This window comes from Mycobacterium sp. AZCC_0083, from assembly GCF_014202335.1.
Lineage (GTDB): Bacteria > Actinomycetota > Actinomycetes > Mycobacteriales > Mycobacteriaceae > Mycobacterium.
Genome location: NZ_JACHGP010000007.1, coordinates 91,831 through 110,419 on the forward strand (window position 1 = coordinate 91,831; position 18,589 = coordinate 110,419).

Sequence of the window (18,589 nt, forward strand, 5' to 3'; positions counted from 1 at the left end):
GACGATGTCACACCGCCGGGTCGCCGAGTCCTGACGCGTAACTCTCCTTGACGACCTGAAGGTGTGCCCAGCTGTCGATCCCGTTGACGCCTGGCAGGGCTCGCACGGTGTCGAGTAGCTCGACCAGCTGTGCGGCCGAGAATGCGCGCACCGTGACGAGCACGTCGAACCGCCCGAGCGTGCGAGCCACGAAGATCACCGACGACATGGCCTTGAGCTCGTCGACGACCTCGCGGTGGTCTCCGGCGAGTCGGATGCCGAGACCCATGGCGCTTTGCCGATCCTGCCCGGAGTGCCGCACGACCGCGCCGACGCGCACGACCTGCGATTCGACCAGCCGGACGACGCGCCGGCGGGCTCCGGCAGCCGAGAGGCCCACCACCTCGGCGAGGTCGACGTAGGACGCCCGGCCGTCGTCCTGGAGCGCACGCAACAGGGCCAGGTCGACGGCGTCGACGTCGGTGCTCACGTCGCCGACCGGGCCGATCACGTCGCGGACCACCTCGACGTAGGTGAGCGTGTCCACGCCCATCACCCCGTCCAATGAACGCAGCTCGGAGATCGAGCGATCGACGTCGCGCGGGGATGCGGCGCGTACCTCGGCCACCAACCCGTACTGCCCACTGGTCAGCGACAGGAACGGCACGTCGTCGCGCCGGGCGATCTCCGCGGCCAGTGGCGCGGCCCGCCCCCGCACGGCGAGACCGACGTGGGCCAACGAACCGCGACCGATCACGGCGGGATGAACGACCCCGCGAACGACGACCTGGCCGCTGGTGAGCAGCCGCTGCACGCGGAGGGCCGCCGTCGAGCGGGACAGGCCGATCGCGCGGGCGATGTCACGGTGAGTCAGGCGCCCGTCGACCTCCAACAACGCCACGATTGCCTCGTCGACCTCGTCCATCGCGGCCTCCCGCCAAAATTCGTCGAAAGATTTTTAGACCCGGATCGCCCGACTAATCGATCATCAGATCCATTTGATTTGCCATGTTTGTGCGGATGATCCACTAAATGCTGGCACATCGTGATCAGAAATGTGTCCGTAACGAACGAACTGCTTGTGCGGTCATATCACCGGCCCTACAGTGATCTGCAACACATACCCAGGACCTTCACAGACACGGGGCTTCTATGGCGACGCTGACCAGCGACCAGGTTTTGACTGCAACAGACGAACTCATCGCGGCGTTCGCGGCCAACGACACGGCGGCCTACTTCGCCTGCTTCACCCCGGACGCGACGTTCGTGTTCCACCCCGAGAGCAGCCGCTTCGGCGACCGCGCCGCCTACGAGACGGTGTGGGCGTCGTGGCTCGACTCCGGGTGGCGGGTGGTGTCCTGCATCAGCAGCGATCGTCTGGTTCAGATCTACGGGAACTTCGCCGTGCTCACGCACACCTGCGACACCGTCACCTCGGCCGACGGTGAGGAGACCACCCTGCGCGAGCGCGAGTCCATCGTCTTCGTAGTCGACGGCGATCGCCTCCTCGCCGTGCACGAGCACCTCTCGCCCATGCCCGCAGGCGCCTGAGCAGAACGGATCCCACGATGTCCTCCACCACCGACGGCGAGCAGCGCGAGTCCCTCGCGACTCCCCCGAAGATCACCGACGTCGAGGTGCACGGCGTTGAGCCGATCCCCGACGCCGAGCGCACCGCGCGGCCGCTGGATCTGTTCCGCTTGGTGTTCGGCGGCGCGAACACCATCGCGACCGTCGTTCTCGGCAGCTTTCCGATCATCTTCGGGCTGTCCTTCCGCGATGCACTGCTCGCCACGCTCCTCGGGCTGGTCGCTGGTGCGACGATCCTGGCGCCGATGGCGTTGTTCGGCCCGCGCAACGGCACCAACAACGCGGTGTCGTCGTCGGCGCATCTCGGGGTGCACGGCCGCGTCATCGGATCCTTCCTGTCGCTGCTGACCGCCATCGCGTTCTTCTCCATCTCGGTCTGGAGCTCCGGCGACGTGCTCGTCGGTGGCGCGAACCGCGCAATCGGACTGCCGGACAACAACTTCACCGTCGCCACCGCCTACGGCATCTTCGCGCTGCTGGTCCTGGTGGTCTGCATCTACGGGTTCCGGTTCATGCTGCTGGTCAACAAGATCGCCGTCATCGCCGCGACGGTGCTGTTCCTGCTCGGCATCTTCGCCTTCGCAGGCACCTTCGACCCCGGTTACGCGGGCATCTACGGCCCAGGCGCCGAGGCCGCCACCAACGCCTTGTTCTGGCCGTCGTTCGTCGGTGCGGCGTTGATCGTGATGTCGAACCCCGTCTCGTTCGGTGCGTTCCTCGGAGACTGGGCGCGCTACATCCCGCGTGAGACGCCTGCGTGGAAGTCGATGTCCGCGGCGTTCCTGGCTCAGCTTGCGACCTTGGTGCCGTTCCTGTTCGGTCTGGTCACCGCCACGGTCGTCGCCACCAATGCGTCGTCGTTCATGGACGATGGCAACTACGTCGGCGGTCTGCTTGCCGTCTCGCCGGGCTGGTACTTCGTCCCGGTGTGCCTGATCGCCCTGATCGGCGGCATGTCCACCGGTACCACCGCGCTGTACGGCACCGGCTTGGACTTCTCCAGCGTGTTCCCCCGGTTCAACCGCGTGCAGGCGACGGTGTTCATCGGCGTCATCGCGATCGCGTTCATCTTCGTCGGCAGGTTCGCCTTCAATGTGGTGCAAAGCATTTCGACGTTCGCCGTTCTGATCGTCACCTGCACGGCGCCATGGATGGTCGTGATGATGATCGGCTGGTTCGTCCGCCGCGGCTGGTATGACTCCGACGCGCTGCAGGTGTTCAACCGCCGCCAGCGCGGTGGCCGGTACTGGTTCAACCACGGCTGGAACTGGCGCGGGCTCGGCGCCTGGCTCGTCTCGGCTGTGATGAGCATCTGCTTCGTCAACGTTCCCGGTCAGTTCGTCGGCCCGCTCGGCAACCTGGCCAACGGAATCGACCTGAGCATCCCGGTCGGTCTCGGACTCGCGGCCGTGCTGTACCCGGTGCTGCTCTTGGCCTTCCCCGAACCGGCCGACGCGTTCGGCCCCGACGGTCCCCGTGCCGTTCCCGTTGGGCCACCGGCCAATACGCCCATCGTGTCGACCGAGGATCCCGAAATCGCAACTACCACTGAGGAAGTACCGGCATGACCACCAACGTCGGCCCCATCGACGCCTCCAAGACGCCGCGATTCGCAGGCCCGGCATCGTTCGCCCGGCTCCCCCGCCTCGATCAGGTGCCGCGCGCCGACATCGTCGTGGCAGGTGTGCCGTTCGACTCCGGGGTGTCCTACCGGCCCGGAGCCCGGTTCGGGCCGACGCACGTGCGCGAGTCATCACGCCTGCTACGGCCGTACAACCCCGCAATGGACGTCTCGCCGTTCGAGGTCGCCCAGGTCGCCGACGCAGGCGACATCGCGGTGAACCCGTTCAACATTCACGAGGCGATCGAGACCATCGAGGCCGCCGCGATCGAGCTGACCGCCGACGGCACCCGGCTCGTCACGATCGGCGGCGATCACACCATCGCCCTTCCTCTGCTCCGGGCCGCCGCGCACCGGCACGGCCCCGTCGCGCTGGTGCACTTCGACGCGCACCTCGACACCTGGGACACCTACTTCGGAGCCGAGTACACCCACGGGACGCCGTTCCGGCGGGCGGTCGAGGAGGGCATCGTCGACACCGAGGCGCTCAGCCACGTCGGCACCCGCGGACCGCTCTACGGCAAGAAGGACCTGGAGGACGACCGGCGGTTCGGATTCGGCATCGTCACCTCCTCGGACGTGTACTACCAGGGCGTGGTCGAGATCATCGACAAGTTGCGGCAGCGCCTCGGCGACCGACCGGTGTACGTCTCGATCGACATCGACGTCCTCGATCCCGCGCACGCACCAGGCACCGGTACCCCGGAGGCCGGTGGCATCACCAGCCGCGAATTGCTCGAGATTCTGCGGGGTTTCCGCGGGCTGAACCTCGTCGGCGCCGACGTCGTCGAGGTCGCTCCCGCCTACGACCACGCCGAGATCACGGGTGTGGCCGCCGCACACGTCGCCTACGACCTGGTGTCGCTGCTGGCGTTGCAGCACGAGGAGTCGGTCAAGTGAGAAACGGTGGCGACGTCGTCGTCGAAACACTGGCGGCGCTGGGGGTTTCGCACGTCTTCGGCATCCCCGGTCAGCATGCGCTCGGATTGTTCGACGCGATTCGGCGCAGCGACCTGACGTTCGTCAGCTCGCGCATCGAGAACAACTCCGCGTTCGGCGCCGACGGATACGCCAGGGCCACAGGCGAAGTCGGTGTGATATTCCTGTCCACCGGCCCCGGCGCGCTGACCGCACTCGGTGCGCTCCAGGAGGCGTACGCGACGGGTGTGCCGCTGCTGGTCATCACCAGCCAGGTGCCTCGCGACGGGCTCGGCCTCCGCCGCGGCATGCTGCACCAGCTCGACGACCAACAGCGCAGCGCCATCAACGTCACCAAGAGCACGGCCGTCGTCCGCAGGGGCGCCGAGATCCCGAGCCTGCTGGCCGACGCGTTTGCGCTCGCCCAGTCCGCGCCCGCAGGCCCCACGTGGGTGGAGATCCCGCAGGACGTGCTGCTCGACGTCACCGACGTACCGCCGGTCACCACGGTGGTGACGCAGATCGCCGAACGTCCACCCCGCGCCGAACTCATCACCGAGGCCGCGGCGCTGCTCGACGCCGCGTCGCGACCGGTGATCCTTGCAGGCGGCGGTGTGCGCCGCTCACCTGGCGGATCCGCCGCGCTGACCGCACTCGCCGAACGGCTTGGCGCGCCCGTGGTCTCGACCGTCGGAGGCAAGGGCGCCATCCGCTTCGACCACCCGCTGTCGGCGGCATCGTGGATCGAGGACCGGTACACCACCCAGCTGCTGGAGGACGCCGACGTGCTCCTGGCCGTCGGCACCGCGATGGGTGAGGTGACGAGCAACTACTTCACCTTCCGCCCGAAGGGCCGGCTCATCCACGTCGACGCCGAACCACGGGTGCTCGAAGCCAACCACCCCGGCCTCGGCATCCACGCCGACGCGGCATTGGCTCTGGAGGCGATGGCCAAACAGGTCTCGCAGCGGGATCGCAGCGCTGGCGAGCGGGCGGCAGCAGAACTGCGAACGTCGGTGCAGCGCAGGCTCGCCGAACAGGACCTCGGCACAGAACTGGCCCTGATCCGCGACCTGCGGGCCGCCGTCCCCGCTGCCGCGCACACGTTCTGGGACATGACGATTGCCGCGTACTGGGCATGGTCGGCGTGGGATCCGCTCGACGGTGAATTCCATTCCGCGCAGGGCGCGGGTGGGCTCGGGTTCGGCTATCCGGCAGCGATCGCCGCGGCGATCGGTTCCGGTGAGCGGACGTTCGCCGTCTCCGGTGACGGCGGCGCCATGTACTCGATCGCCGAACTGGCGACGGCCCGCCAGCACGACGCCGACGTCACGTGGCTGATCGTCGACGACGGCGGCTACGGGATCCTGCGCGAATACATGACCGACGCGTTCGGCCAAGCCACGGCGACCGAACTGTCACGACCCGACTTCGCCGCCCTGGCAGCGAGTTTCGGAATCCCGGCCCACGTGGCGACGCTCGACACGGTCGGCGAGATCGTCGCAGGCACCTTCACCACGCCCGGTCCGGCCGTGGTCGTCCTTCCCGCACTACTGCACATGTTTTCGCCCACCCACCTCCCGAAGTCAGCCCCCACCCATCTCGAGGAGTCACATCATGGGTAAACCCATCGACATCGCCATCATCGTCTTCTATCTCGTGTCGATGCTCGCCTTCGGTTTCTGGGGTAAGTCGAGGACGAAGGACTCGGCCGACTTCCTCGTCGCCGGGCGGCGGCTCGGCCCAGCCCTGTACACCGGCACCATGGCCGCCGTCGTCCTTGGCGGCGCATCCACGGTCGGCGGTGTCGGCCTCGGGTACAAGTACGGCATCTCGGGCATGTGGCTGGTCGTGTCGATCGCCGTCGGCCTGCTGCTGCTGAGCCTGGTCTTCGCCGGGCGCATTCAGCGACTCAAGGTCTACACCGTCGCGCAGATGCTCAAACTGCGGTACGGCGTCGACGCCACGGCCGCGTCGGGGATCGTCATGGTCGCCTACACGTTGATGTTGTCGGTGACGTCGACGATCGCCTACGCGACGGTCTTCAACGTGCTGTTCAACACCAATCGCACGCTGTCGGTGATCATCGGTGGTGCGATCGTCATGCTCTACTCCTCGATCGGCGGCATGTGGTCGATCACGTTGACCGACATGGTGCAGTTCGTGCTCAAGACCATCGGCATCTTCTTCCTGCTGCTGCCGTTCACCTGGAACAAGGCCGGCGGCTTCGACGGCATCAGGGAACGCGCAGGCGACACCGTCTTCGACCTCGGCGCGATCGGCATCCCGACGATCATCACGTTCTTCGTCGTCTACAGCTTCGGAATGCTGATCGGCCAAGACATTTGGCAGCGGGTATTCACCGCCCGCTCACCCGGGGTCGCCAAGTGGGGCGGCACCACGGCGGCGCTGTACTGCGTGCTGTACGGCGTCGCAGGCGCCGTCATCGGCATGGCCGCGTCGACGTTCCTGCCCGACGTGAAGGCCAAGGACGACGTCTACGCCCAGATTGCCGAGACGATCCTGCCGGTCGGCATCAGTGGCATCGTGCTGGCGGCCGCCGTCGCGGCGATGATGTCGACGGCGTCGGGGGCACTGATCGCCACGGCGACGGTGGCGAAGACCGATGTGAAGCCGTTGCTGCTCAGGCTGATTGGGCGCGACGCCCCGCAGGAGCAGAGCGCGGAACGCGACGTGCACTCGGATCGGCTCTACGTGGTGGTGCTCGGTATCGCCGTCATCGTGATCGCCGCTCTGCTCAACGACGTGGTGTCCGCGCTGACGGTTGCCTACGACATCTTGGTCGGCGGCCTGTTGGTGGCCATCCTCGGCGGTTTCCTGTGGAAGCGCGCGACGGGCACCGGTGCGCTGTGGTCGATGGGCGTCGGCACCGTCGTCACCCTCGGGACCATGTTCGCGGTTGGCGACGTGCTCGCCAACGAGCCGATCTACTACGGGTTGGCCGCGAGCCTGGTGGCCTACGTCGTCGCCAGCCTGCTGACCGAGCGGACCCCGGCCGACGTGCTCCAGGTGTGGGACGACCGGTTGGCGGGGCGTGACGCGGCCACGGAGCCGGTTGCGTCGTAGGGCGCGGGCCCGCGCTCAGACCTTGGCGCGGGCCACGACCGGTGCCGTCAGGACACATACCAGCATGGCGCACAACGGCACCAGAAGCGCGCCCGTCCACGACACCAATTCCACCATCCAACCAATGAGTGCGGGCCCACCCAGGATCGCCAGGTACCCCACCCCCACGACTCGCGACAGTGTGCGCCCGGATGTGGGGCCGCCGAGATTGCCTGCGGCAGTGAACACCTGGGGCAACCCACCCGCCAGCCCCACGCCGAACAAGGCCCAGCCCACCAGCACGACGGGTAGGTCGGGGGCGAGGATGACGGTCAGCATGCCGACCATTGCGAGTACCGCGCCACCCCTGAGGACCCACACCGGGCCAATTGCTTGGGCAACGCGGTCCACCGCGAAACGCGATGCAGTCATGGCCATCACGAATGATCCGACCGCCAACGCCGCCAGCGAGGGGGGCGCGCCGAGATGTTGTTGAGCGTGCAGGCTGCTCCAGTCCATCGCCGAACCCTCTGACAGGAAGAACAGGAAGGCCAGCATCCCGAGCAGGATGACCCGTTGGCGGTGGCGCTCAGGTGTCGGGGCGATGGGCACTGACGCCTCATCGAGGTGACCGCCGGACGAGCGTTCCTGATGGTTGCGTAGTGCCCAGAATGCGGACCCGACGATCACCAGACAGATGATCGCGATCATCGCCGTCATCGCAAGGATCCCTAGCCGCAACGCGAATCCGGCTGCGCCGAGCAAGGATCCGACGACGGTACCGATGGAGAACATCGCATGAAACGACGCCATGATCGGTCGGCCGTAATCGCGCTCAACGCTGACGGCGAGCGCATTCATTCCAACGTCGGCACAACCCGCAGCTACGCCAAGCACGAATGCCCCGGCGATGGCCTGCGCGAGCGTAGAGGCATTCAGCGGTAGCGTGATCGCGGCCGCCAACACCACGCCGGCGATCGTGGCAACGCGACCACTGCCGACGCGATCGACCAGCGCTCCACTGAGCTGCATGCCCACCAGCGATCCCGCACCGAGGATCAGCAATACCGTGCCCAGCATGGCGTTGGACAATCCCACGTTGTGCTGCAGCACCGGCAGATGCACGGCCCAGGTGGACAGCACGACCCCGAAGGACGCGAACAGGGCGAACACGGCGTAACGGGCCCGTGTCAGTGGCCGCGCCTGAACAGGCTGGGTCATCCTAAGCGCTCCCGTTGGTCGTCACGGCAATGATGTGCATCCGCAGCTCGGCCACCTCCAAGCTATGCGTGGCGGCCGTCAGATGACATGGTCATAAGGAGAACTCCGCGACGGCCCAATGCACAAATCGTGAAATGGGTGACGGTCCAGCCTCACTGGCGGACCTCACGCTGCAACAGGTCATGTCCTCGGACTGCGAATACCAACGCCTGACGATTGTCGGGGTCGTCCATCGAGCGCCCAAGCAAGCTCTCGATCCGCTCGAGCCGGTAATACAGCGTCCGCCGCTGGATGAATAGCAACTGGGCGGCTTGCGACTTCTTCCCGTCACACGACAAATACGTGCGCAAAGTCGGCAGGAGCGGGTTGGTCGCCTTGGCGTCGTGTTTGAGCACCGGGCCCAGCTCATCCTCGATGTAGCGGGCCAATTCGGGTCCCCCGGCCAGTGAAGCCAGCAGTCGTAATACCCCAAGTTCGTCGAACCGGTGTACCGCCTTGTCCGGCTTCGCCAACGCCACCGATGCCGCGCTACGCGCTTGTTCGACCGCGGCAGGCAGCTGACTCGCGCTGACCGGGCGACTGACACCGGCACGCACGTCCAGTGCAGTCAGGTGCTCGACTACTTGCTTCTCCGACCTGGTCCGGGACAGGCCCATGATGACCAACGTGTGCTCGCCGAGGTCGGCGACCACCGCGGGCACCCGCAGCGAACGGCACAACTCCTCCATGGCATCCTCGCCCGAGTTCGTGCCGGTCGACTCTTTGCACACCGACACCACCAGCAGGTCGCGGTCCCGCAGGTCCCTGCCGATCCGCAAAGCGCGGGTGACGAACGCGTCGCCGGAGATGTCACCGAGCAATAGCCGACTGATGAGGGCGTTTTGTCGCTGTGCGGAGCGAGCGCCGCTCTCTCGGGCACCCAGCAAGGCGATGGCGATGCCGTCCGCAGCCCGGTCGATGGCGTACCCCGCCGTTCCGACGATCGGCTCGCCGCCGTGCAGGACGTGCAGCCATCCCCAACGCTCCCCGCGAAGGACCACCGCCTTGCGGGTGCAGATGTCGGCGTGATTGGCGCTGCCGCTGCTCGCGGTTGCTGCATCATGATCGATCCGCGAGTGCCGCTCCCACTCCCTCAGGGCGAGGTCGCCAAGGTCAGAGCTCCCCGAATACGCGACCACCTGCCGGGAAGAGTCCTCCAACACCACGGGCCGACCCACCTCGCTGGCCAAGGCGTCGGTGAAATGCACGTGGTCACGGCCGGCCAGCAGGAGCTGCATGAAGGTGCCGTTGAGCCGCTCGTAGGTGCTCAGGTCGAGAACACGCTGATCGATGATGGATTCGTGGACCTGGGCTGATACCTCGACGAACGGCAATTCACCCGCCAGTCCCACCAGAGGAAACTCCCGTTCGTTGGCGGCTTCGACGAGTGCATCCGGCATCATGTCGAAGGCCCGTCCGCTCAACTCCACGATCAGCACCGACGCGTGTGCATCGTCGATGTCGTGAACGTACTGACGCTGCCTCTCCGCAGTGTCGCCAATGCCCAAGCCTGCGGTAAGGAGCATCTCGCCCCCGCTGAGGAATTGAGCGATGTCGGGGATCTCCGTTGGATGCACCCATCGCACTGGACGGTCGAAATTGCGGCGCCCGGCATACACCGTTTGCGGAACGCGGGTAAAGACCTCTAGCTGCAGTGCAGTTTCGATGGACATTGACATGACGTGAACCAGGCCTTCGCTGCCGCAGTGTGCAGGCTCGTTGGTGTTTCTTGCTCATCTTGAGACTACTGGCGCGACGTGTCCGGAGGCGGGCTTTGAGCGACGTCCTCACCGACGGCAAGACTGGTACGACGCGAGACGCCTTCTCCCACCAATGGATCTCGTGAACACCAGATCGCGGCGTGCGGATCCCGTGACTACTGCTCGGCAGGCCCGTCGTCGGTTCGGTACATCGCAGCCACCTGGGCGTACCCCGCCGAGGAGTACTTCAGGCTGTCGCAACTACTCAAGTAGGCGTCGAGCCTCTTCCACCATGTACCACGTCGTCGAGTTCTACCAACACGGCTCCAGAACACGTGATCGCCGCCTTCCGCTCGCCTTGTCGGAACGTCGACGGACGTCAATCCCGACACTTCGAGACTAGTTCTATTCGTGTCGGGCACCAGGCTTTTCGGCCTCCTTTAGCCGTGCGAACCGTGCATCGTCCGGTAACCGGAATGCACATGTTGGGTCTTACCTGGGTGCTGTGCCATCGATAACTTGGGCAAGTTGACCAACCGTTCGAGGCTTGTCGGCGTCGGCGCCAGAAGAAGGGATCCCCATGCCCGCAATTGGGTTCAAGATCGATGCACGTGCCACCGAGGACGTGCTTCAGCTCGCTCGATCGGCTGAAGTGGCGGGCTTCTCCGAACTGTGGGTGTGCGAGGACCTGGCGCTGGCCGGCGGCATCGCTCAGGTCGCAGGCGCGCTGGCCGTGACCACTCAACTCGAGGTCGGCCTGGGTATCGCACCTGCGGCCGTGCGGAACCCGATGTATCTGGCGATGGAGTTCGCTTCGGTTGCCCGGCTATCCGGCGGTCGATTCCATGCAGGCATCGGCCACGGCATGCCCGCATGGCTGAGGCAGGTCGGCCAGCACCCGGCAAGTCTCATGGCCTGCCTCAGGGAAGTCTCGGAGACGGTGCGAGATCTCCTCGACGGCAAGGAAGTCACCTACGACGGAGAGCACGTACACCTCGACTCGGTGTCGCTGACCCATCCACCCGAGCGTGCGCCGGCCATCAGCTTGGGCGTACGGGGCCCGAAGGGCATCGAGTTGGCGCGCGCTCTCGGGCTCGGGGTGATCCTGGCAGAGGGATCTTCGCCGGACTACGTCGCCGAGGTCCGACGCACGCTCGGGCCCGACGCCCGCATCACCGTGTTCGTTTGGTCCAATCTCGACACCGAGGATGGTGAGCGCGGGCTTGAAGCGTTGCGGCCCACCGTAGAAAAGGCATTGCAAAAGCCCTATCTCGCAGCGCAACTCGGATCACTGCGCGGATCGGACTGCCATCCTGACGTGATTCGAAGTCTGACCGTTGCCGGCGACGAGCAGGATTGCCGCGCCGCCATCGACAAGCTGTTGGCCTCTGGCGCCAACTCCGTTGTTCTGCAACCGATCCACGGTACCGAGGAAGAGCAGATCGAAATATTCGGGCAAGAAGTCCTCCCTGTCCAATCTGCGTGAGATGCTGCGGTCAGCGCTGGATGCCCCGTTCGCGCGGTGTCGTCGCTTCTCCCGTCGCTTCGCTCGCCCTGGTGCGCCCCAAATGCCCCACGTCTCTGGGACGCGCAGAGCGTGGTCGCGGCACTGCGTTAGGACGGGGCAGTCAACGCAGATCCGTTTCGCCGTGGCTTCCTGCTCGATGAGCGCGATTCCTCGCACTTGTTCGGGAAAGAAGAACTGCACGGGATACCCACGGCAACTGGCCAGCAACTGCCAATTCCATGCCGGGCTCAGCGGCGGGGGCAGCGCGAGGGCGCGGGAGGGCCCGCTCTCGCGCGGGCGGGGCCGGCTGACCACTCAGCTACGACTTGGCCAGGAAACCCGAGTCCAACAACTGCGTCGTGCCAGTGGCGTAACGGCCCGCATCGGAGACCAGGTAGAGGATGGCGTTGCTGATGTCCTCGGGTTGCATCCACGGAACGGGCAACAGGTTGGTACCAGTGAAGGACCCGATCACGTCGTCCTTCGTAGGTGCATCGAGGTCAGGGCGGAACAAGCGCCACACGAAGTCGTTTCCGAGCATGTCCGTGTCGACGTGACCGGGATTGATGGAATTGACGCGGATCCCGTACTGGCCCACTTCGTTGGCCAGCGACCTCATGAGACCCGTCACGCCGTGCTTGGACGCGGCGTAGGACGAGATGTTCGCCGATCCCTTGAGGGCATCGACGGACCCGGTGAACACGATGGAGCCACCGTCGCCTTGTTCGATCATCGTCGGAAGCGCCACCCGCACGGTGTTCCAGGGCCCGGTGAGGTTGACGTCGAGCATCTCCTGCCACGCCTCGGGCGTGATCTCCCATGTCAGGCCGCCTGCACAGATTCCGGCGTTGGGGAGCACGATGTCCACACGGCCGAAGTGCGCGATGCCACGATCGAAGACCGCCTGCACCTGCGCCAGGTCGCGAACGTCCGCCTGCTCCGCGACGATCTTGCGACCAACCTCCTCGACGAGGCGAATCGTCTCGTCGAGGTCTGCGGGCGAGGCCCCCGGATACGGCGTGGAGGCCGGCTTCGTGCAGATGTCCAAGCCGATGATGTCCGCACCCTCGCGCGCAAGGGTCAGCGCGTGAGACCGCCCCTGTCCCCTGGCGATTCCCGTGATGAACGCTACCTTGCCGTCAAGCTGGCCCATGAGTTCGATTCCTTCTCTTGCGCGGCGACGAGATGCGCTGCATGGGTTGATCCTTTCAACGGCGTCCGATGCCTGACAGACGCACAATGCGCAGTCGCTCATCGGGTATTGCACAGTTCGTGTGCCGAGCCGAGCCAACACGACGTTGCGCGCGGCAGCCGTCTCCGCGGGCACTTCCGGCACACTTCGTGCAGTCGAAGTGCCTGCTATTTCGCGTACTGGGTAGGGCTTCCCCACCTCCGGAATGGCTAGGCTCGAAAAGCCTGCACGATAGCAGTTTTCGCCATCGTGACCGGTGCTGCGACAACGACGAGGTGAGGATCTGACATGTTGGTTTCCGACACCAAGGTCAATGCACGATCAGGTCTGACCTTTACCGCTCTTGGCTACGGCGGGGCGCCGATCGGAAACTACAACGGGGTGTTCAGCGATGCCGACGCCCAGGACATGGTCTCGCAGGCGTGGGACCAAGGCATCAGGTACTTCGACACCGCACCCGGATACGGCAACGGCCTCAGCGAACACCGGCTCGGCCACGCACTCCGTCGCCGTGACCGCAAGGAGTTGGTGCTGTCGACGAAGGTGGGCCGCGTCCTCACCCCGATGCTGGACGCTCCGTCGACGAACGGCCAGTACCTCGACATCCCTCCGCTCGTCGCGGGCTACGACTACTCCTACGACGGGGTGATGCGCGCGGTCGAGCAGAGCATGCAGCGCATGCTCACCGATCACTTCGATGTCCTGTTCATCCACGACTGCGACCGCTACACACACGGTTCGGCCGCGCCGGAACTGTTTCATCAAGCCATCGTCAGCGCCTTCCCCGCACTGGAGTCCCTGCGCGAACAGCAGGTGGTCAAGGCAATTGGGTTCGGCATCAACGAGACCGACCTGATGATCGAAGCGATCAAGTCCACGGACGTCGACGTGTGCCTTCTCGCCGGGCGGTACACGCTGCTCGAGCAGGAGCCACTTGACGAGCTCTTCCCGATCTGTGAGCAACAGGGCGTCGGCATCGTGCTCGGCGGCGTCTACAACAGCGGGGTTCTTGCGACCGGCCCCATCTCCGGTGCCCGCTTCAATTACGCGGCTGCAGACGCGAACATCCTGGCGAGAGCGAAACAACTTCAGGATGTCTGCCGGCGCCACGATGTGCCCTTGGCTGCGGTCGCTGTGCAATTCGCCTACGCACACCCCGTGGTCGTCAGTGCATGCATCGGCGCGCGAGACGAGAAGCAGCAGACCCGCAACGCGGAACTGTTCGAGTCGAGCGTGCCCGGCGAGCTGTGGGACGACCTGCGAGCCGCCGACCTGATCCGCTCTGACGCCCCCATCCCGCAGTCCTGATACGTCCGACGCGGTGCACATGATGTAACACGGCAACGCGATTGGCTGCGCGGCTTGGGTCTGATGAATCCGAGTCCGATGCGCAATGCTGAAGATCAGCAAGCCACCGAGCGTTGCCAAGGCGATCTGCAGCCCACGCCGACTCGAGACAACTCAGCCCATCGGAAAGGAACCGAGACCCATGGTCGTCGATGCCCTGCCAGTGAGCAATTCCCGGCCGTCACGCGAACACTACGACGTGGTCATCGTCGGCAGCGGCATGGGCGGCGGCACGCTCGCCTTCGCGCTCAAGGACGCCGGGATCAGTGTGTTGCTCCTCGAACGTGGCGGATTCGTGCCACAGGAACCGCAGAATTGGGATCCTGACGCAGTTTTCGCGCAGGGCCGCTACAAGAACGCCGAGGACTGGTACGACGTCGACGGCAGCCCCTTCAGCCCGGGCACCTATTACTACGTGGGCGGCAACACCAAGTTCTATGGATCTTCGTTGGTGCGTTTTCGCCGTGAGGACTTCCGCTGTGCCACCCATCAAGACGGAGAATCGCCCGCCTGGCCGTTCGACTACGAAGAGCTCGCCCCGCACTACCGGCACGCCGAGCAGGTCTTCAAGGTGCACGGTGAGCTCGATGATCCGACCCTGGATCGCAGCGACCCCTTTCCCTTCCCTGGTCTTGGTCACGAACCGCCGGTTCAAGCAGCAGCGGAGAAGCTGCGAAAGCTCGGAATGACCCCGTCGACCATCCCGCTCGGCGTCGATCTGCAACAGGGCGGTTCGTGCATCCGCTGTGCGACGTGCGACGGCTTTCCGTGCCGAACCCTCGCCAAGTCCGACGCCGACGTCTGCTGTGTGCGGCCGGCAGTCGCGAGTGGCGCCGTCGAACTCGTCACGGGCGCCCTGGTCGATCGAGTGCTGACTGACCCAACGGGTAGGCATGCCACCGGCGTCGAGTGTCGCATCGCAGGCACGGTCACGACCGTCGGCGCGGGTGCCGTCGTCGTGTCGTGCGGTGCCGTCAACTCAGCCGCGCTGCTGCTGCGCTCCGCCGACGAACACCACCCGCGTGGACTCGCGAATTCTTCCGACCAAGTCGGCCGCAACTACATGGTCCACAACAACTCGATCCTGGTCGGCATCAACCCATTCCGGAGAAACACCTCGGTGTTTCAGAAGACGCTGTACTTCAACGACTTCTACTTGCGTGGAACGCCGGATCACCCGTATCCGCTTGGCCACGTACAACTGATCGGCAAACTCCAAGGTGCGATGGTCAAGGGACAGCTGCCACGGATGCCGCTCTGGGCGCTGAACATGGCGACCAGGCGCAGTACCGACTGGTGGCTGTTCACAGAGGATCTGCCCGACCCGAACAACAGGGTAGGTCTGCGCCCCGATGGCGGTATCGAAATCGCATGGGTCCCCAACAACGTTCGGGCACACCAGGTTCTAGTCCGCGAGACCACCAAGCTGGTGCGCAAGATGGGCTATCCGGTCGTGTTCTCCGCGGGCACCGGCATCGAGGTCAACTCGCATCAAGCAGGGACCGTACGGGCCGGCGACGACCCGTCCACCTCGGTCCTCGACGCCACCTGTCGAACTCACGACGTCGACAATCTATTCGTCGTGGACTCGGCGTTCTTTCCGTCCCTGCCGGTGATGAACCCGGCATTGACGATCGCGGCCAACGCGTTCCGAGTCGCTCCGACGATTGCGGCATGCAGCCTCGACCGCCGTGCTCTTGCGGCCGGATGACCAGTACTCAACCCTCGATCCACGAAAGCAGTGCCATGACGACGACGAAGCTCACCGGCGGCCAGATGGTGGTCGACATCTTGATCCGGGAAGGTGTCGAGAAGGTGTTCGCCATTCCCGGCCACGGCAACACCGCCCTGCTCGACGCCTTCGTCGACCGCGCCGACGAGATCGAGCTAGTGCCTGCCATGCACGAACAGGGTGCGGCACACATGGCCGACGGCTACTACCGTGCGTCCGGCAAGATCGCCGCGGTCTGCACGTCGATCGGCCCCGGCGCGACCAACACGCTGACCGGATTGGCCACGGCCTTCGCCGACTCCCAGCCGCTGCTCCTGCTCACCGGTGCGGTGCACACCTACATGGAGAATCGTGGGGTCCTTCAAGAGATCGACCGCCCGCACGGCAACAACTTTCCGCGGATGGCCGAACCGGTGGTCAAGCGGTGGTGGCAGCCCAACCGCGTCGAGTCGATTCCCACCGCGCTGGCACAAGCCTTCAACACGATGTACGAGGGACGCCGAGGGCCGGTGCTCGTCGACATCCCGCAGGACCTTCAGGCCGAATACGGCGAGTACGCGCCGCAGACGGGCGCCCGGCGCGCCGCGACGCGTTCGACCGGTGACCCGGCCGCCGTCGCCGAGGCTGCACGGCTGCTCGCTGGTGCCACTCGTCCTGTGATCCTGGCTGGCGGCGGCGTGATCGCCGCCGACGCGGCACCGGAACTGCTCGCCTTGGCCGAGTACCTCGGCGCCCCGGTCACCCATTCGTTCCAGGGCAAGGGGGCCTTTCCCGCCGACCACGATCTGTACGCGTGGCCATGCGGAGACATGGGATCCATCTCCGGCAATGGGGTCACTCGTACGGCCGACGTGATCCTTGCCATCGGCTGCCGGTTCAGCGACCGCGTTACGTCGTCCTACCGCCCCGGGGTCACCTTCAACATCCCCGACACCAAGCTGATTCAGATCGACATCGACGGATTCGAGATCGGCCGCAACTATCCGGTGGAGGTCGGCATCGTCGGTGACGCCAAGACCTCACTGCAGGCACTGGCGAGCGCGCTGGCTGGCGAGAGGCCTGCGCTCGACTACCGCGCAGGCGCGTACTTCGCGGAGCTGCAGGATCTCAAGTCGCAGTGGGAAGAACATCTGCGTCCCATGCGAACCACGGACTACCTGCCGATGACCAACTCACGCGCCATGGTCGAGATTCGCAAAGCGCTTCCACGGGAAGGCATCCTGGTCACCGACTCCAGCAACCCGGCCAATCAGGCCTTCAACGAGTTTCCCATCTACGGACCGAAGACCAACATCGTCGCAGGCGGCTTCTCGGGCATCGGCTTCGGATTACCCGCCGCGATCGGCGCACAGGTGGCGCGCCCGGACACACCGGTTCTTGCGATGATCGGCGACGGCAGCTTCCTGCAGACCGGCACGGAGCTCGCCGCCGTGGCGATGCTCGGTCTGCCCCTGGTGGTCGTCGTCCTCAACAACGGTGGATGGGAGGCGATCAAGGATCTGCAGATCAACCTCTTCGGTGCCGCCCGCAAGGCCACCACGAATTGGACGACGCCCGACGGCAAGCCCTACTTCGCCGACATCACCGGCTTCGCGCGGTCATTGGGTTGTGCGGCAGAGCGAGTCGAGGATCCGGAGAAGCTCGCCGACGCCGTCGAGCGTGCATTCGCGACGAGGGCTCCCGTCGTGCTGGAGGTCATGAGCGCCCACGAATTGCCCTGGACGGAAATGCATCCCACGGGCTGGTGGGACATCACCGTCCCCGCATACCACGGCGACACCCGCGACGACTACGTCAGCAAGCGCGGCTTCTGAGCCGGGAGGGCGCACCAGCCATGGGCAACATCAAACTCGGCCTGAACCTCGAGTTCGCACGTCTCGAGAACCAGGGCTTCGACTGGGCGATGGATCAGGCCGCCGAAATCGGCTACCGATACATCGAGCCCATGGTGCATTGGGGACGCGAACTGCTCAGTGCAGCAGGTTATTTCCATAGCCGATCCATGCTCGACGATCCACTGATCCTGAAGAAGGCCGCCGATGACCGCGGTCTTCGAATCTCGTCACTATCGAGTCACGCCCCGCTGGCCAAACCCGATGTCGCCGTTGAGTACCTCCGCCAATCCATCCGCTATGCGGTCGAAGTCGGCGCCCCGATGATCATGGTCGATGACGGTCCGACGCCCTCCTGGACCACCGAGGACGAGAACTACACCTTGATGCGGTACACCCTGCAGGAGGCAGCCCTGGTTGCCGAACCCCGCGGAATCAAGATCGCGATCGAAACCCACGGTCCCTACACCGCCACCCCCGCGCGGCTGCAGAAGATCATGCAATTGGTCGACAGTCCAGCGCTGACGATCAATCTCGATACCGGCAACAGCTACCTCAGCGGGAACGATCCCCACGAGTGGCTCGAGCAGATCGTCGGGCAGGTTACGCACATGCACGCCAAGGACATCAGCGTCGAGGACGCGCGCCGCCTGCGTGGCAAGGTCCGCGGAATGTTGGGTTGTGCGTGCGGCGAAGGAGTCATCGACTGGGAACGCATCGTCCGCACACTGTCCACGGCGGATCACGACGTCGTTCTCTCCGTCGAGTGCGGCAGCCTCGACGCCGCACAGAAGAGCTACGTCTACCTTCGCAACCTCATCGAGCAGATCCAGGACTAGTCCCAC

At 65.4% G+C, this 18,589-nt stretch carries 14 protein-coding genes and 1 pseudogene; 10 read left to right on the forward strand and 5 right to left on the reverse strand.

Going from position 1 to position 18,589, the window contains the following annotated elements; genetic code table 11:
- Positions 1–7: 7 nt before the first annotated feature.
- A complete protein-coding gene (locus HNP02_RS18275; protein WP_184441017.1) occupies positions 8–904 on the reverse strand; it encodes an Lrp/AsnC family transcriptional regulator in 897 nt (298 codons plus the stop codon).
- Between the two features lie 227 nt (positions 905–1,131).
- Here HNP02_RS18275 and HNP02_RS18280 point away from each other — a divergent pair, with 227 nt between their 5' ends.
- The 5 genes from HNP02_RS18280 to HNP02_RS18300 are packed head-to-tail and all read left to right on the forward strand — an operon-like array spanning position 1,132 to position 7,195.
- The gene (locus HNP02_RS18280; RefSeq protein WP_184441019.1) at positions 1,132–1,530 is read left to right on the forward strand and encodes a nuclear transport factor 2 family protein; all 399 of its coding nucleotides are present in this window, start codon (positions 1,132–1,134) and stop codon (positions 1,528–1,530) included.
- A 17-nt stretch (positions 1,531–1,547) separates the two neighbouring features.
- On the forward strand, positions 1,548–3,137 hold the full coding sequence (locus tag HNP02_RS18285; protein WP_184441021.1) for a cytosine permease: 1,590 nt from the start codon (positions 1,548–1,550) through the stop codon (positions 3,135–3,137).
- A complete protein-coding gene (gene speB, locus HNP02_RS18290) occupies positions 3,134–4,090 on the forward strand; it encodes an agmatinase (protein WP_184441023.1) in 957 nt (318 codons plus the stop codon). The genes HNP02_RS18285 and speB overlap by 4 nt, the downstream gene beginning before the upstream one ends.
- Complete coding sequence (locus tag HNP02_RS18295; protein ID WP_184441025.1) at positions 4,087–5,733, forward strand: thiamine pyrophosphate-binding protein; 1,647 nt, start codon at positions 4,087–4,089, stop codon at positions 5,731–5,733. Before speB ends, HNP02_RS18295 begins: the two co-directional genes overlap by 4 nt.
- Entirely contained in the window at positions 5,726–7,195 is a 1,470-nt protein-coding gene (locus tag HNP02_RS18300; RefSeq protein WP_184441027.1) for a sodium:solute symporter, read from the forward strand. The genes HNP02_RS18295 and HNP02_RS18300 overlap by 8 nt, the downstream gene beginning before the upstream one ends.
- A gap of 15 nt (positions 7,196–7,210) precedes the next feature.
- Here HNP02_RS18300 and HNP02_RS18305 read toward each other — a convergent pair whose 3' ends face one another.
- Complete coding sequence (locus tag HNP02_RS18305; RefSeq protein WP_184441029.1) at positions 7,211–8,395, reverse strand: MFS transporter; 1,185 nt, start codon at positions 8,393–8,395, stop codon at positions 7,211–7,213.
- Positions 8,396–8,547: 152 nt separating this feature from the next.
- Complete coding sequence (locus HNP02_RS18310; protein ID WP_221317737.1) at positions 8,548–10,107, reverse strand: PucR family transcriptional regulator; 1,560 nt, start codon at positions 10,105–10,107, stop codon at positions 8,548–8,550.
- Between the two features lie 607 nt (positions 10,108–10,714).
- Between HNP02_RS18310 and HNP02_RS42800 the strand changes: the two genes are divergently transcribed.
- Complete coding sequence (locus tag HNP02_RS42800; RefSeq protein WP_255506657.1) at positions 10,715–11,620, forward strand: LLM class flavin-dependent oxidoreductase; 906 nt, start codon at positions 10,715–10,717, stop codon at positions 11,618–11,620.
- Between the two features lie 63 nt (positions 11,621–11,683).
- Here the strand turns inward: HNP02_RS42800 and HNP02_RS43740 are convergent.
- Both HNP02_RS43740 and HNP02_RS18320 read right to left on the reverse strand, forming a co-directional pair.
- Positions 11,684–11,956: pseudogene (locus tag HNP02_RS43740) on the reverse strand (WhiB family transcriptional regulator); the annotation flags it as partial.
- Positions 11,957–11,960: 4 nt separating this feature from the next.
- Entirely contained in the window at positions 11,961–12,794 is an 834-nt protein-coding gene (locus HNP02_RS18320; RefSeq protein ID WP_184441033.1) for a mycofactocin-coupled SDR family oxidoreductase, read from the reverse strand.
- 327 nt (positions 12,795–13,121) lie between these two features.
- Between HNP02_RS18320 and HNP02_RS18325 the strand changes: the two genes are divergently transcribed.
- The 4 genes from HNP02_RS18325 to HNP02_RS18340 all read left to right on the forward strand — a co-directional run bounded on the left by HNP02_RS18325 (position 13,122) and on the right by HNP02_RS18340 (position 18,583).
- Positions 13,122–14,141 (forward strand): aldo/keto reductase, encoded by a 1,020-nt coding sequence (locus HNP02_RS18325; RefSeq protein WP_184441035.1) that lies wholly within the window; start codon positions 13,122–13,124, stop codon positions 14,139–14,141.
- Between the two features lie 181 nt (positions 14,142–14,322).
- On the forward strand, positions 14,323–15,891 hold the full coding sequence (locus tag HNP02_RS18330) for a GMC family oxidoreductase (protein WP_184441038.1): 1,569 nt from the start codon (positions 14,323–14,325) through the stop codon (positions 15,889–15,891).
- 35 nt (positions 15,892–15,926) lie between these two features.
- Positions 15,927–17,726, forward strand: coding sequence for a thiamine pyrophosphate-binding protein (locus tag HNP02_RS18335; protein ID WP_184441040.1), 1,800 nt, complete (start codon positions 15,927–15,929; stop codon positions 17,724–17,726).
- A gap of 20 nt (positions 17,727–17,746) precedes the next feature.
- A complete protein-coding gene (locus tag HNP02_RS18340; RefSeq protein ID WP_184441042.1) occupies positions 17,747–18,583 on the forward strand; it encodes a sugar phosphate isomerase/epimerase in 837 nt (278 codons plus the stop codon).
- Positions 18,584–18,589 lie beyond the last annotated feature (6 nt).